Consider the following 14,207-nt stretch of genomic DNA (forward strand, 5'->3'; position numbering starts at 1 on the left):
GGCCCGCGAAAACCCGAAGGCATCCGCAGGGCTGTCGCCTCTACCATTTGCGCCGTGTACGAAAACTGGATCTCTTCCGTGGTGCCTGCCCCGTTGACAGGACCTGTCGAGGTGACCAAGGACCGGCCGTGGTCCTTGGTGGCCAAGGTGCCCACCGAGTCGGGGCTGTTCTGGTTCAAGGAGAACCGCGGCCAGACCCTGTACGAGGCGGGCCTGATGCAGGCGCTGTGGCAGTGGGCGCCCGACGCCGTGCTGCAGCCGGTGGCCGTGCACGAGCAGCGGGGCTGGTCGCTGCTGCCCGACGGCGGGCCGACCCTGCGCGAGACCGGCGAGGTCGACTGGCCCGCCATGCTGACCCTTTTCGCCCAGCTGCAACGCGACCTCGCCGGGCGTGCCGACCAGATGCTCGCGCTCGGGGTTCCCGATCATCGGCCGGCGAAGCTGGCGGAGCTGGCCGCGACGCTGCCGATGCCCGAGGGCGCGCTGCCCGTGCTGCAACGGCATTGCGAAGAGCTGGCCGCCAGCGTGATCCCGGCGTCGATCCAGCACGACGACCTGCACGACGGCAACGTTTTCAGCTCGGGCAGGTTCTTCGACTGGGGTGATGCCAGCGTGCAGCACCCGTTCGGGGTGTTGCTGGTGTCGTTGCGGGTCGCCGCCGACAAGCTCGGTGTTGAGGACGGCGACCCCAGCCTGGCGCCGCTGCGCGACGCCTATCTTCGGGTCTGGTCAGATCTGGCTTCGCCTGAGCAGCTGCTGCGCGAGGCCGAGCTGGCCGTGCAGGTGGCCAAGGTGAGCCGGGCGCTGTCGTGGCAGCGGTCGCTGGTCAACGCGACACAGCCGCACGACTTCGGCGACCCGGTCACCGGCTGGCTCGCCGAGCTGCTCGTCAACACGCCGCGCTGAGCCGGCGGCGGCTCGGCGCGGCCGGGGTCAGCTCCAGACGGTGTAGGCGACCTTGAGGGTGTTGCCGACGGCGGTGATGTTCAGGCGGGCCAGGCGCCGCTCGGAGGTGTGCACGCACAACCATTCGCCGACCGCCAGATTGTCGACCCAGTTGTCCCAGTCGCGGTTGGACAGTGCGTCGCAGGACTGCTTGGTCGGCGTGCCGGGGACGTCGGCGAGCTGGCTGCCGTTGCTGCGGGCCAGGGTGTCGCTGTTGAACCGGTAGAAGTCGGGCTCCCCCTCGGTCTGCCCGGTGTCCAGGTCGAAGCCCTGGTTGCCGATCAGCGCCACCACACCGCTGCGCAGCACGCCCGGATCGGCCGGCGGCGGAGGCGGTGGGGGCGGCAGCGGGGCAGGGGGCGCGCTGGTGCGGACGGGCGGCTTGGCCGTGGTGGTCACCGGGGCCGGGGTGGTCGGCGCGGCCGGCTCGGTGGGCGAGGGCAGCACCACGGGCTCGTCGGTGGCGGACGGCTGCGGCTCGGCTTGGCTGGTGCGCGGCGCCGGGACGGTCTGGTCCCCCGCCACGGTGTCGGGCTCGCTGCCGAACAGGTTGAACAGCATCAGCGGTACCACGATCAGAGCGGCCAGCACTGAAGCGGCGATGGCGAAGTGTTTGGGGCCCAGCCGTGAGGGCGTCGCCGGGGCCGTGGCGAGCACCAGCGGCGGCACGATGACCGGCTCGACGTCGAGCGGCTCCTGCACGGCGGTCTCGGCCGGCGGCGCGGCGACCGGCTGCGCCGGGGCGGCCAGGTCGTGGTAGACGCGCATCCACCGGTCGATGGCCATGCCGCCCAGCCCGCAGGCGGTCAGCACCCCGGTGACCGTCTGCCATGGCGGCAGGGTCGGCAGCAGGTCCAGGTCGCGGGCCAGTGTTACCGGGTCGAGGTCGTAGCCGCGCTGCCTGGCGCGCTCTGCGATCTCCACAATGCTCAGACCCGATGCCGCCCGGGCCTGGCGCAGCAGCTGCATGAACTCTTCCGGCGTCCGGGCACGGGACGGATCAAGGTCGTCCTGATTGGATGTTGCCATGTCTTCCTCCCCTGTGTGCTGCGCACCCAGGCGAATATAGGCCCCGCGCCGCGCCGCGGCATCCCGGGTCACTTCGATCTGCGGCCCGCCCGGCGGTAGTCCCTGTTGAGCTGGGCAATCGTGGTCAACGGGATTCCCTTGGGGCACACCGACGTGCACTCGCCGGTGTTGGTGCAGCCGCCGAACCCGGCTTCGTCGTGCGCGTGCAGCATGTCGAGCACCCGTGAGTCCCGTTCGGGCTGGCCCTGCGGAAGCAGGCCCAGGTGGGTGATCTTCGCCGCGGTGAACAGCATGCCCGAACCGTTGGGGCAGGCCGCGACGCACGCCCCGCAGCCTATGCAGGTGGCCGCCTCGAAGGCGTTGTCGGCGTCGGCTTTGGGCACCGGCATCGCGTGAGCGTCGGGGGCCGACCCGGTGGGTGCGGAGATGAACCCGCCGGCCGCGATGACCCGGTCGAAGGCGCTGCGGTCGACGACGAGATCCTTGACCACGGGGAAGGCGCGGGCCCGCCACGGCTCGATGTCGATGACCTGGCCGTCCTTGAAGTGGCGCATATGCAGCTGGCAGGTGGTGGTGGCCTTCTGTGGCCCGTGCGGTACACCGTTGATGACCAGAGAGCACATGCCGCAGATGCCTTCGCGGCAGTCGTGGTCGAAGGCGACCGGCTCCTCGCCCTGCACGGTGAGCTGTTCGTTGAGCACGTCGAGCATTTCCAGGAACGACATGTCCGGCGACACGTCGTGCAGCGTGTAGCCGACCATCTTGCCGCGCTCGCCGGGCGACGCCTGCCGCCAGATCCTCAGGTTCAGTTTCATTTACTTGTAGCTCCGGGTGGACGGCTGGACGTAGTCGAAGGTCAGATGTTCCTTGTGCAGCACGGGTTTGCCGCCGGTGTGCTCCCACGCGGCGACGTAGCTGAAGTGTTCGTCGTCGCGCTGGGCCTCGCCGTCGGCGGTCTGCGACTCGGCGCGGAAGTGCCCGCCGCACGATTCGGTGCGGTGCAGGGCGTCGATGCACATCAGCTCGGCCAGCTCGAAGAAGTCCACCACCCGCCCGGCGCGCTCCAGCGACTGATTGAGATCGTCGCCGGAGCCGGGAACATTCACCCTCCGCCAGAACTCTTCACGCAGGTCGCCGATGAGCGTGATCGCCTTGCGCAGCCCGGTGTCGGTGCGTTCCATGCCGCAGTAGTCCCACATGATCTGGCCCAGCTCGCGGTGGAACGAGTCGACTGTCCGGTCGCCTTGCACGGCAAGCAGTTTGGCCAGGCGTGCGCGGACCTCGCCGGCGACGCCGTGGTCGGTCACGGGCGGGAACGGGCCGGCCGCCAGGTAGTCGCCGATGGTGTTGGGCAGCACGAAATAGCCGTCGGCCAGCCCCTGCATGAGCGCCGACGCGCCGAGGCGGTTCGCGCCGTGGTCGGAGAAGTTGGCCTCGCCGATGACGAACAGGCCGGGGATGGTGGCCTGCAGGTCGTAGTCGACCCACAGCCCGCCCATCGTGTAGTGCACGGCCGGGTAGATGCGCATCGGGGTGGTGAACGGGTCCTCGCCGGTGATCCGCTCGTACATCTGGAACAGGTTGCCGTACTTGGCATCCACCGCGTCGCGTCCCAGCCGGGCGATGGCGTCGGCGAAGTCCAGATAGACCCCGAGCCCGCCCGGGCCTACTCCCCTGCCCTCGTCACAGACGTTCTTCGCCGCCCGGCTTGCGATGTCTCTGGGTACCAGGTTGCCGAACGCCGGATACAGACGCTCCAGGTAGTAGTCGCGTTCGCCCTCCGGGATGTCTTGCGGGGCGCGATTGTCGTCTTTGGACACCGGCACCCAGACCCGGCCGTCGTTGCGCAGCGACTCCGACATCAGCGTGAGTTTCGACTGGTGCTCGCCGGAGACCGGGATGCAGGTCGGGTGGATCTGCGTGTAGCACGGGTTGGCGAACAGGGCCCCGCGGCGGTGCGCCCGCCACGACGCGGTCACGTTGCAGCCCTTGGCATTGGTGGACAGGAAGAAGACGTTGCCGTAGCCGCCGGTGGCCAGCACGACCGCGTCGGCGAACTCCGCCGACACCTCGCCGGTGACCAGGTCGCGCACCACGATGCCGCGTGCCCTGCCGTCGGCCACGATCAGGTCGAGCATCTCGTGTCTGGTGTGCATTTGCACCGTACCCGCCGAAATCTGTCGCTCTAAAGCTTGGTAGGCGCCCAGCAGGAGTTGCTGGCCGGTCTGGCCACGGGCGTAGAAGGTGCGCGAGACCTGGGCGCCGCCGAAGGAGCGGGTGTCGAGCAGGCCTCCGTATTCGCGGGCGAACGGCACGCCCTGCGCCACGCACTGGTCGATGATCTGCACCGAGATCTGGGCCAGCCGGTGCACGTTGGATTCGCGGCTGCGAAAGTCGCCGCCCTTGACCGTGTCGTAGAACAGCCGGTGGATCGAGTCGCCGTCGTTGCGGTAGTTCTTGGCCGCGTTGATGCCGCCCTGCGCCGCGATGGAATGGGCGCGCCGCGGCGAGTCCTGGTAGCAGTAGGACTTCACGCGGTAGCCGAGCTCGCCGAGGGTGGCCGCCGCCGACCCTCCGGCCAGGCCGGTGCCCACCACGATCACGGTGAGCTTGCGCTTGTTGGCCGGGTTGACCAGCTTGGCGCTGAAACGTCTGGTGTCCCAGCGGGTTTCGATCGGCCCCGAGGGCGTCTTGGTGTCGGCGATCTCGTCGCCCTCGGTGAAAAGACGATCAGGCATCGTCACTCCTTTCGGTGGCGCGTGAGCATGTCGCGCAGCTTCGCGAGGGCGCCGCCGGCCACGGCCACCCCGATGAGGGCGGCGAACAGGGCGAAGACCGCACCGATCCCGATGATGGCGGCAAGGATGAACAGGCCGGTGATCACTCAGATCACCCCGAAGGTGGCCGCATATGGGACAGCGAGGAAGCCCGCGCAGACCAACAGACTGACCGCGAGCGCGGCTGGGCGGGAGGACTTCAGTCCGAGGGTCTGCAAGGCGCTCCAGATGCCGTGGCGCAGATGGAATCCGAGTGTGATCACGGCCAGGGTGTAGAAGGCGGTGACGTACCAGCGGCCGGGCGCGAAGTCCTGCGCCACCGCGGCGTAGGCGCTGCCGTCCTCAGCGACCGGGTTGAGGTCGCGGGTGGTCAGGTCGAGCACGTGGTAGACGACGAACAGCGCGATGATCACCCCGCCCCAGCGCATGGTGCGCGCGGCATAGCTGCCCTGCACCGGCGGGCGGTGCGCGTAGCGAACGGGCCGGGCGCGGCGGGCGGCGACGGTCAGCGCGGTCGCCGCCCAGAGGTGCCCGGCTATCGCGGCCAGCAGCACCACCCGCTGCACCCACAGGTAACCGCCGAAGGGCAGCACCGGCTCGCCGATCTCGCGCAGCCAGTGGGCATAGGAGTCGAAAGCCGCCGACCCGAAGAAGATCTTGAGATTGCCGGCCATGTGCGCGAGCAGGAATCCGACCAGCAAGGCCCCGGTCACCGCCATGATGATCTTTTTACCCACAGATGACCTGGTCAGCTCCACACCTGCGAGCAAAACATGAGAACGCGATGGCGTCCAATGCATCGTGATTGCAGTTCCGATAGGCGTAGGCTATGCCGGTGCAGCTGCAGCAGCTCCGATACTTCCTGGCGGTCGCCGAGACCAGGCATTTCACTCAGGCCGCCGAGCTGACCGGTGTGAGCCAACCCTCACTGAGCAAACAGATCCATGTCCTTGAGGCCGAGCTGGGCGCGACCCTGTTCACGCGGGTGCGCGGCAACGTCACGCTGACCGCGGCCGGCGAGGCTTTGCTGCCGCGGGCCCGGCGCATCATCGCCGACCTGGAGACCGCCCGCCTGGAGGTGGAGGAGCTGGTCGGGGTCAGCCGCGGGCGGCTGCGCCTGGGCGCGACCCCGAGCCTGTGCACGAGCTTGGTCGCCCCGGTGCTGCGCCGCTATCAGGAGACCTATCCGGGGGTTCGCCTGCACGTGGAGGAGGGCGGCTCCGACGACCTGGTCGGCAAGCTCAGCCGCGGCCAGCTCGACCTGGCCCTGATCGTGCTGCCCGACACCGGCACCGACCCGGCCCTGATCACCGAGCCGATCCTGCGCGAAAGCCTGGTCATCGCCTCGTCGCAGCCGCTGACCTGGCCCGCCTCCCCCGCCGCGCTGGTTGGGCCTGCCGCCCCTGCAGAGCGCCCTGCTGATGCCACGCGGGTCGCGCGGGCTGGGCCTGATTCCCCTGCCGCCGGGCTGGCTGGGCGCGCTGGCGGTGCCGCGCGGGTGGGGCTGGCTTCCCGTGGCGGTGGCGCGGTGGGTGGGGCGGTGCCGTTGGTGGCGTTGCGGGATGAGCCGATGGTGATGTTCCGGGCGGGGTATAACCTGCGCGATGCGACCCTGGAAGCATGCCGGCGCAACGGGTTCGAGCCCACTTTCGCCATCGAGGGCGGCGAGATGGATGCGGTGCTCAGCTTCGTCCAGGCTGGGCTCGGGGTGGCTCTGGTGCCGTCGATGGTGCTCGCGTCCCGGCCCGGCTTGTACGCCACAGCCCTTGCCGCGCCAGGGATCCAGCGCACCATCGCGCTGGCCCATCGCCGCGACGTCACCCCGACGCATGCCGCGCGGGCGGTGCGCGGTGTGCTGCACGCGTATCTGACCGAGGCCATGGCGTGGGACACCCTGCCGGCCGGGGTGCAGACCGTCTAGGCAACGCGGCCGAAACATGGCCGCCATAGTCTGAAAGCCGTGTTGATCAGAGAGATGACGGTGGCCGACGCCCACGAGGTGCTGGCCATCTACCAAGCCGGACTGGACACCGGCAACGCCAGCTTCGACACCACCGCCCCCGACTGGAACTCCTTCGACAAGTCGCGGCTGCCGCAGCATCGCCTGGTGGCGGTGGGCGACGACGGCGCCATCCTGGGCTGGGTGGCGGTGCGGCAGGTCTCCCCCAGGCCGGTCTACGCCGGGGTGCTCGAGCACAGCGTCTACATCGCCGCGCATGCACGCGGTCAAGGCATCGGCAAGGCGCTGCTGCTGGCGCTGATCGCCTCCACCGAGGAGGCCGGGGTGTGGACTTTGCAATCAGGAGTGTTCCCGGAGAACACGGCAAGCCTGGCGCTGCACGAGAAATGCGGCTTCCGGGTGGTCGGCGTCCGCGAGCGGGTCGCCAACCATCACGGCACGTGGCGCGACGACATCATGGTGGAACGGCGCAGCCCGGTGATCACCTAGGCCTGGACCTGGCCCACCACTCCGGTGGTCAGGCTGTAGCGGCCGCCGGTGACCATGGCGCCCGATCCGGCGATGACCGGGTCGGCGCGCAGCGCGGTCACGGTCAGCTGCACCTGGGCCGCCACCGTGGCGTCGATCCTCTCGTCGCGGGAAAGACTTTGGTGGAACGAGTTTTTCGCCATCTGGTAAGCGGGCGTGATCGCGGCCACGACCCGGTCGAGTTGTCCTGGCGGGCGCAGCCCGTCCTCCAGGTATTCGATGGTGGCCCGTACCGCCCCGCAGCCGGTGTGCCCGAGCACGAACACCAGCGGGGTGCCGTGCGCGGGGCCGTACTCGACGCAGCCGGTGATCAGCGGGTCGAGGGCCTGACCTGCGGTGCGTACCACGAAAAGATCGCCGAGGTCCTGATCGAAGACGTACTCGGGCGGCACCCGGGAGTCGATGCAGCTGAACACCACAGCGAAAGGGTGCTGGCCGCCGGCGACTCGACGTCGCCGGTCGGCGGCAGGATCGCGGTGAAGTGGTTCACCGCGAACCCATCGTTTGTTTCCGGACATGAGCCGGGTGAGCGCCAGACGAGGCTCGGGTGGATTGTCTAGCTCGTACGCCGCCGCCGGAACGGCGATCAAACCTGTTCCGGCAGCGGCTATAGACGCCCCCAGCAGTTTCCTGCGGGCGACCATCGAAATAATCAGATGGGGCGGACCGCGTCGGCCTGGGGACCCTTGGGCCCCTGGGTGACCTCGAACTCAACCCGCTGGTTCTCCTCCAGGGACCGGTAGCCGCTGGATTGGATGGCAGAGAAGTGGACAAACACGTCAGGACCATTGTCCTGCGCGATGAAGCCGAAACCCTTTTCGGCGTTGAACCACTTCACGGTGCCCTGTGCCATGGTGTTTTCTCCTCAAAAGCTCGCTCGCCAGCCCGCACCGTGCGGGCCGCCAGCTTCCTCCAAGCCTAGGTCCACATGCCTGCCCGCGGCGACATTGGGGCGATCAGCGTGTCCGCTAAAGCTCGGATACAACTATGTCGACGCGGTTGCCGTCGCGTTGCGCGGTGTACTTCAGCTCACGCAACGCGCCCATCAGCTCGTCGAGGTTGCGCGGCACGATCCCGGAGGTGGCCAGGTCGCGTACCAGGCGGCCCTTGGTGGCCTTGTTGAAGTGGCTGACCACGGTACGGGTGACGGCCCCGCCGACGACCCGTTCGTGCAGCACGCGGATGGCGGCGTGCGGCCCGGCCGGCTGCCACATCGCCGCGTACGGGCCGGAGCGCAGGTCGATGACCAGGCGTTTGCCGGTCAGGCCGGCCAGCGCGGCGGGCAGGGCCTTGCGCCAGAACGTCCCGACGCCGCCCACGCCGGGCAGGCTCACCCCGGCCGCGCAGCGGTAGGCGGGGATCCGGTCGTCGATGCCGACCACGCCCCACAGTCCGGAGAAGACCAGCAGGCTGCGCCGCATCAGTTTGCGGGCGGCCGGGCTGAGCGTGGCCAGGTCGAGGGCCTCGTAGAGCACGCCGGTGTAGATCTGCGCCGCGGTGGCGGTGGGGGCCGTGTGCAGGCCGGTGTTGCGTTTCACCTCGTCGGCCTGGCCCGCGCTGAGCCCTAGCGCGGTGCGGGCGGCAGTGTCGTCTTTGGACGAACACAGCGCGACCAGGCTGTCCAGGACCCGCTGCCGGGCCGGGGCCAGCGCGGGCAGCGTCAGCGACGCGAGGTCGAGCGGCTTGCCGCGCCGGGGCGCGGTCTTGCCTTCCGACGGCGGCAACAGGATGAACACCGGGTCAGTTTAAACAGCCCTTGACAGCCTCAGTTATTCTCAATCCGAGTTGTTCTACCAATGAGAAGGACTGGCGTGTGAACGAGCGGGAATTCCTGGAAAACTACGATCCGCGCGCGTTTGAGCCGCTGGCCGTCACCGTCGATGTGGTCACCCTGACCATTCGCGAGGGCCGGCTCAAGGTCCTGCTCGTGGAGCGCGGCGAGCCGCCCTTCGCCGGAAGGCGCGCCCTGCCCGGCGGCTTCGTGCGCGACGACGACCTCGACAACGCGGCCCGCCGGGAGCTGGCCGAGGAGACCGGGTTGCTGCCCCGGGTGCATCTGGAGCAGCTGGCCAGTTTCGGCGATCCCGGACGCGACCCGCGGATGCGGGTGGTGTCGGTGGCCTATCTGGCCTTCGGGCCCAGCCTGGCCGATCCGGTCGCCGGCGGCGACGCGGCCACGGCCCTGTGGGCCGACGTCGACGCCGCCGGTCCGCTGGCCTTCGACCACGACCGGATCCTGGCCGCCGGGCTGGAACGGGCCCGCTCCAAGCTGGAGTACACGCCTTTGGCCACGGCCTTCGTCGGCGACGAGTTCACCATTTCCGAGCTGCGCAGCGTCTACGCGGCGGTGTGGGGCGAGGACCTGCACGCGGGCAACTTCCATCGCAAGGTGCTGTCGGTGCCCGGTTTCGTGGAGAGCACCGGCGCCACCACCGAACGCAGCAGCCAGCGCGGCGGGCCCAGGGCTCGGCTTTATCGCGCCGGCGACGCCCGCATCCTGCACCCGGCGTTGCTTCGCCCGGCCCGCGAGGAGGAGGTGCGGTGACGTTTCTGCACGCGGTGGAGCAGGTCAACGCGGCACGCAGCGCGCAGGATCTGTTCGGCGGCACCGATGCCGGGCACCGGTACCGCACGATGGCCAAGCTGCTGCATCCCGACACCGCCCCGGCCGGGCAGCTCCGGCTGGCGCGGGAGGCGTTCGCCAGGCTTGCGTTGCTGTGGGAGCAGTACCGGCGCGGGGAACGCAAACTTTACGAGGGCGACATCGCCCACCTCTACTCCGCCGACGGCGGGGCGGCGCTGCGCAAGATGCCCCGCCGGGCGCGTGACAACGATCTGATGCAGCGCGAGGCGCAGGCACTGTCGGCTTTGGAGCGTCACGGCGAGGACCGCCATCGGGCCTACGCACCGTTGCTGCTCAACAGTTTCCGCCAGCGCGACCCGGACACCGGGGTGCAGCGGGTCGTCAACGTGCTGCAGCACCTGCCCGGCTTTGTCAGCCTGGCCCTGGTCGCCCGCTGCTACCCGCAGGGGGTGCCGGCCCGCGACGCGGCGTGGATGTGGCGGCGGCTGCTGGTGGCGCTGGGCTACGCGCACCGGGCTGGTGTCGTGCACGGCGCGGTGGTTCCCGAACATGTGCTCATCCATCCCGGCGAGCACGGGCTGGCCCTGGTCGACTGGTGCTATTCGACGCGCGGCGACGAGCCGATCCCGGCCATGGTGGGTGGGCGGCTGGACCTGTATCCGCCGGAGGTGGCGCAGCGGCGGGTGGCTGGGCCTGGTACCGACATATATCTGGCGGCAAAGTGCATGAGCTGGCTGATGGGCGCGCACACGCCGGGCGCCCTGCGCCGCTTCGTCAAGGGCTGCACGATCCCCTACGCCAAGGCACGCCCGCAGGACGCCTGGCGTCTGCTGGCCGAGCTCGACGATCTGCTGCACCAGCTTTACGGCAAGCGAACCTTCCGGCCCTTCACCCTCTAGGAGAGAACATGGGAAGCGGAAAATGGTCCACCGACGTCTATGACGCCACCGCCCGTTACCGCAGGGCAAGCGGCGCAAGCGCTTTCGCCTACAGCGATTCGGGCGCGCTTTATGTGCACGACGCGCTCAACCCTTACGGGGTCGCCGCTCGGGAGAGCCGCGACAGCGACGAGCACCCGCGCTCGACGCCGATCGCGGTGCTCTTCGACGTGACCGGGTCGATGGGTCACGTGCCGCGCAAGCTTCAGACCAAACTGCCCGAGCTGTTCGGTCTGTTGCTGCGCAGGGACTACTGCACCGACCCGCAGATCATGTTCGGCGCGATCGGCGACGCCACGTGTGACAACGCGCCGCTGCAGGTGGGCCAGTTCGAGTCGGACAACCGGATGGACGACGATCTGGGCCGCATCCTGCTCGAAGGCGGCGGTGGCGGGCAGCGCACCGAGTCCTACGAGCTGGCCATGTATTTCATGGCCCGGCACACCACGCTGGACTGCCTGCAGAAGCGGGGCCGGCGCGGCTATCTGTTCATCATCGGTGACGAGATGGCCTACGGCCGGGTCAAGCCGGCCGAGGTGCACGGGGTGATCGGCGACACGATGACCGAACCGTTGTCGCTCAAGGCGATCCTGACCGAGCTGCAGCGCAAGTTCGACGTGTACTTCATCCTGCCGGCGGCGGCCGGTCACGGCGGCGACTCGCAGATCCTCGGGTTCTGGCGCAAGCTGTTGGGGCAGAACGTCATTGCCCTGGACGACCTGGACGCGGTCTGCGAGACGATCGCGCTGACGGTGGGCCTGGGCGAGGAGGCCATCGACCTGGCCGAGGGTCTGGAGGATCTGGCCGAGGTCGGTTCGGCGGCCGGGGTGGCGGTCGGCAAAGCGCTGGCGCGGCTGGGTTCTGGCGGCGAGGCGGTGGTCAGGGCGGCGGCTCCGGCCGACCTTGACGACGCACAGCCTTGGGACGGCTTGGTACGGCTGTGAGCTTTAGGCACACTCTCGTCGTGGACCTGGGCTACGGCGACGCGGGCAAGGGCACCATGGTGGATTGGCTCTGCGCGGACCGGGCCGAACGCGGCCAGCGGGTCACGGCGGTCGTGCGGTTCAACGGGGGCGCGCAGGCGGCCCACAACGTGGTGACGTCCTCCCGTGTGGGTGTGCCAGGGCGTCACCACACCTTCGCCCAGTTCGGGTCGGGCACCCTGCACGGGGTGCCCACCCACCTTTCCCGTTACATGGTGGTCGATCCGCTGGCGCTACCCGGCGAGGCCGATCACCTGCGGCGCCTCGGTGTGCCAGACCCCTTCGCGCTGCTGAGCGTGGACCGCTCGGCGTTGCTGAGCACACCGTGGCACCGGGCGGCCAACCGCGTGCGGGAGGTGCGCCGCGGGGCGGATCGGCACGGCTCCTGCGGCATGGGGGTGGGTGAGACGGCCGCTTTCGCCCTGTCCTTTCCCGACGATGCGCCGCGCGCCGGGGACGCCCGCTCCCCGGCCGTGTTGCGCCGCAAGCTCGCCGCGGTCCGCGATCGGCTCGCCGCGGAGCTGGGCCCGCTCGATGTTCCGCCGCTGCCCGATGTGGCCGAGGCGTTCCTGGCCTTCGGCCGCGCCGTGACGCTGGTGGACTCCAGCCGCGATGTCCTGAAAGGACGGTGTGTTTTCGAAGGGGCGCAAGGGGTTCTGCTCGACGAGTGGCGCGGCTGGCATCCGTTCACGACGTGGTCGACGACGACTTTCGACAATGCGCTGGCGCTGCTGGCCGAGGCGGGCCAGGCCGGCGATGCGCTGCGGCTGGGGGTGGTGCGCAGCTATACCACCCGGCACGGGGCCGGTCCGCTGGTCACCTATGACGCCGCGCTGACCGCGGCGCTGCCCGACCCGCACAACGGGCACGGGGCGTGGCAGGGCGCTTTCCGGGTCGGCTATTTCGACGCGGTGGCCCACCGTTACGCGATCGAGGTGTGTGGCGGTGTCGACGCGCTGGCGGTCACCCACATGGATGTGGCCAGGCGGCGGCGTCTGAAAATGTGCTTGTCCTACCGCGATTTCGGGCCGCTGACGCCGGGTGAGTTCGGTGATCTGGCCTATCAGGAGAAGCTGACCGGGCGGCTGGCGCAGGCGGTGCCGGTTTACGGCGACTTCGCCGATGTGGGCGAGGCGCTAGGGGCGCCGGTGATGGTGGAAAGCTACGGGCCGGCCTACCTGGACAAGGTCGCGTTCAGGTAGGCCGGGTTTCCGCGTTGCCGCTATCCGGTGGCGCGGTTTATCCGGTGGCGCGGTGGGCGAACAGGCCGCCGCGGGCGGACAGCACCAGTCCGTAGCCGGGGATGACCATGGTGGGGGCGATCGCGACGCTGGTCACCTTGTCCTTGCCGGTGCGCGCGTCGAGGATCACCGGGCCGTTGCCGCCCGCCGTGGCGTAGATCATTCCTCGGCGTACCGACACCACCGTCGGCATGATCCGGTCGGCGGATTTGTCGGGCAGCTCCCACAGGGCTTTGCCGTTGGTGGCGTCGATCGCGGTCACGTGCTGGGTGTAGTTCCAGCACACGATGAGCGCCTCGGTGTCGTGCACGCAGGTGTGGCTGTTCGGCATGGTGGCTTTGACCGTGCCGGTCTTGGTTTCCAGCAGCCGGGTCGAGGTCGAACCGGCGACGGTGACCAGGCCGGCGCCGAGGGGGTCGATGCGGTCGAACGGGTCGGCGTTGCTCCACGCCTCTTTGCCGTCGGCTGCGGCGCGTCCGGAAACCTTGCGCCCGGCGGTGCTGGTGGCGGTGCCGACCACGGTCGTGCCGTCGAGGGCGGCCGGGCGGAAGTCGGCCGCGCCCCACCTCTGGGCGCCGGTCTTGGCGTCCAGCACGATGGCGCTGTTGTCGATGGCCAGCACGACGTGGTCGTTGGTGGCGGCCACGATGCTGGGTGGGGAGAAGATGCTGAAGCGGGTGGCCGCGCCGGCGGGCATCTTGTCGTCGTCGAGGTCGACGGTCCACAGGCGGGTGCCGTCGGCGGCTTCCAGGGCGATGACCCGCAGCAGCTCACGGTCGCCTTGGGTGCCCGTGCCTTTGAGGCGGGCCAGGTAGCTGATGAACAGGCGGGGTTTGCCGTCGAGTACGGCCACGCGCAGTGGGCCCCACCGGTCGGTCATGGAGTCGGTCGCGATCGGCTTGGACCAGCGTGGCCGCCCGGCGTTGAGGTCGGCGGCCACCAGGCTGGGGATGTCGGTGGCCGACGGGTCGTCGCGCAGGTAGTAGGCGGTGTCGCCGTAGACGGCGAACTGGCCGTCGGCCGGTTCGCCCAGGGCCACGCCGTCACGGTCGAAGGCCAGCGCCGGGTCGGGTACGGCCGGTTTGGCCGGGCTCGCCGTGGGCTGGGGGGTGCTTGCCGTGGGGGTGGGGGCTGTACCGGGTGAGTTGGGGGTGTTGCACGCTGCGACGGCCAGCCCGGTGACAGCCGCCAGCACGATGCGTTCGAGTCGCCACATGCGCAG

The 14,207-nt window shown here is 69.6% G+C and carries 16 protein-coding genes; 7 read left to right on the top strand and 9 right to left on the bottom strand.

From position 1 onward, the window contains the following. Nucleotides 1-54 precede the first annotated feature (54 nt). Nucleotides 55-906 carry a phosphotransferase gene (locus Rhe02_RS11065; RefSeq protein ID WP_203908054.1) on the top strand — a complete coding sequence of 284 codons (852 nt, stop codon included), beginning with the start codon at nucleotides 55-57 and terminating at the stop codon, nucleotides 904-906. Nucleotides 907-933: 27 nt separating this feature from the next. Here Rhe02_RS11065 and Rhe02_RS11070 read toward each other — a convergent pair whose 3' ends face one another. The 5 genes from Rhe02_RS11070 to Rhe02_RS11090 all read right to left on the bottom strand — a co-directional run bounded on the left by Rhe02_RS11070 (nucleotide 934) and on the right by Rhe02_RS11090 (nucleotide 5,551). Beyond that, on the bottom strand, nucleotides 934-1,974 hold the full coding sequence (locus Rhe02_RS11070) for a helix-turn-helix domain-containing protein (RefSeq protein ID WP_203908055.1): 1,041 nt from the start codon (nucleotides 1,972-1,974) through the stop codon (nucleotides 934-936). Between the two features lie 68 nt (nucleotides 1,975-2,042). Next, on the bottom strand, nucleotides 2,043-2,789 hold the full coding sequence (locus tag Rhe02_RS11075; RefSeq protein WP_203908056.1) for a succinate dehydrogenase/fumarate reductase iron-sulfur subunit: 747 nt from the start codon (nucleotides 2,787-2,789) through the stop codon (nucleotides 2,043-2,045). Next, the gene (locus tag Rhe02_RS11080) at nucleotides 2,790-4,712 is read right to left on the bottom strand and encodes a fumarate reductase/succinate dehydrogenase flavoprotein subunit (protein WP_203908057.1); all 1,923 of its coding nucleotides are present in this window, start codon (nucleotides 4,710-4,712) and stop codon (nucleotides 2,790-2,792) included. A gap of 2 nt (nucleotides 4,713-4,714) precedes the next feature. After that, on the bottom strand, nucleotides 4,715-4,858 hold the full coding sequence (locus tag Rhe02_RS11085; protein ID WP_203908058.1) for a hypothetical protein: 144 nt from the start codon (nucleotides 4,856-4,858) through the stop codon (nucleotides 4,715-4,717). Beyond that, entirely contained in the window at nucleotides 4,859-5,551 is a 693-nt protein-coding gene (locus Rhe02_RS11090) for a succinate dehydrogenase cytochrome b subunit (protein ID WP_203908059.1), read from the bottom strand. Nucleotides 5,552-5,580: 29 nt separating this feature from the next. On the opposite strand from Rhe02_RS11090, the gene Rhe02_RS11095 reads away from it, so the two are divergent. Then, entirely contained in the window at nucleotides 5,581-6,672 is a 1,092-nt protein-coding gene (locus Rhe02_RS11095) for a LysR family transcriptional regulator (RefSeq protein ID WP_203908060.1), read from the top strand. Between the two features lie 30 nt (nucleotides 6,673-6,702). Next, on the top strand, nucleotides 6,703-7,200 hold the full coding sequence (locus tag Rhe02_RS11100; RefSeq protein ID WP_373320620.1) for a GNAT family N-acetyltransferase: 498 nt from the start codon (nucleotides 6,703-6,705) through the stop codon (nucleotides 7,198-7,200). Here the strand turns inward: Rhe02_RS11100 and Rhe02_RS11105 are convergent. The 3 genes from Rhe02_RS11105 to yaaA all read right to left on the bottom strand — a co-directional run bounded on the left by Rhe02_RS11105 (nucleotide 7,197) and on the right by yaaA (nucleotide 8,975). Further along, the gene (locus Rhe02_RS11105) at nucleotides 7,197-7,883 is read right to left on the bottom strand and encodes a carbonic anhydrase (RefSeq protein ID WP_203908061.1); all 687 of its coding nucleotides are present in this window, start codon (nucleotides 7,881-7,883) and stop codon (nucleotides 7,197-7,199) included. The two genes, Rhe02_RS11100 and Rhe02_RS11105, sit on opposite strands and share 4 nt — an antisense overlap. Before the next feature lie 8 nt (nucleotides 7,884-7,891). Next, nucleotides 7,892-8,092, bottom strand: coding sequence for a cold-shock protein (locus Rhe02_RS11110; protein ID WP_203908062.1), 201 nt, complete (start codon nucleotides 8,090-8,092; stop codon nucleotides 7,892-7,894). Between the two features lie 115 nt (nucleotides 8,093-8,207). Beyond that, nucleotides 8,208-8,975 carry a peroxide stress protein YaaA gene (gene yaaA, locus Rhe02_RS11115; protein WP_203908063.1) on the bottom strand — a complete coding sequence of 256 codons (768 nt, stop codon included), beginning with the start codon at nucleotides 8,973-8,975 and terminating at the stop codon, nucleotides 8,208-8,210. A gap of 77 nt (nucleotides 8,976-9,052) precedes the next feature. On the opposite strand from yaaA, the gene Rhe02_RS11120 reads away from it, so the two are divergent. Genes Rhe02_RS11120 through Rhe02_RS11135 form a run of 4 tightly spaced genes read left to right on the top strand, consistent with a single transcriptional unit; the run spans nucleotide 9,053 to nucleotide 12,946 of the window. Next, nucleotides 9,053-9,784, top strand: coding sequence for an NUDIX hydrolase (locus tag Rhe02_RS11120; RefSeq protein ID WP_203908064.1), 732 nt, complete (start codon nucleotides 9,053-9,055; stop codon nucleotides 9,782-9,784). Continuing rightward, nucleotides 9,781-10,722, top strand: a complete 942-nt coding sequence (locus Rhe02_RS11125; RefSeq protein ID WP_203908065.1) for a protein kinase family protein — start codon at nucleotides 9,781-9,783, stop codon at nucleotides 10,720-10,722. Before Rhe02_RS11120 ends, Rhe02_RS11125 begins: the two co-directional genes overlap by 4 nt. A gap of 8 nt (nucleotides 10,723-10,730) precedes the next feature. Further along, a complete protein-coding gene (locus Rhe02_RS11130) occupies nucleotides 10,731-11,705 on the top strand; it encodes a hypothetical protein (protein WP_203908066.1) in 975 nt (324 codons plus the stop codon). Continuing rightward, entirely contained in the window at nucleotides 11,702-12,946 is a 1,245-nt protein-coding gene (locus tag Rhe02_RS11135; RefSeq protein ID WP_275412607.1) for an adenylosuccinate synthetase, read from the top strand. The genes Rhe02_RS11130 and Rhe02_RS11135 overlap by 4 nt, the downstream gene beginning before the upstream one ends. Nucleotides 12,947-12,983: 37 nt before the next feature. Here the strand turns inward: Rhe02_RS11135 and Rhe02_RS11140 are convergent, their stop codons facing one another. Beyond that, on the bottom strand, nucleotides 12,984-14,201 hold the full coding sequence (locus Rhe02_RS11140; RefSeq protein WP_203908067.1) for an outer membrane protein assembly factor BamB family protein: 1,218 nt from the start codon (nucleotides 14,199-14,201) through the stop codon (nucleotides 12,984-12,986). Between the last annotated feature and the right edge of the window lie 6 nt (nucleotides 14,202-14,207).

It is taken from the genome of Rhizocola hellebori (assembly GCF_016862955.1).
Lineage (GTDB): Bacteria > Actinomycetota > Actinomycetes > Mycobacteriales > Micromonosporaceae > Rhizocola > Rhizocola hellebori.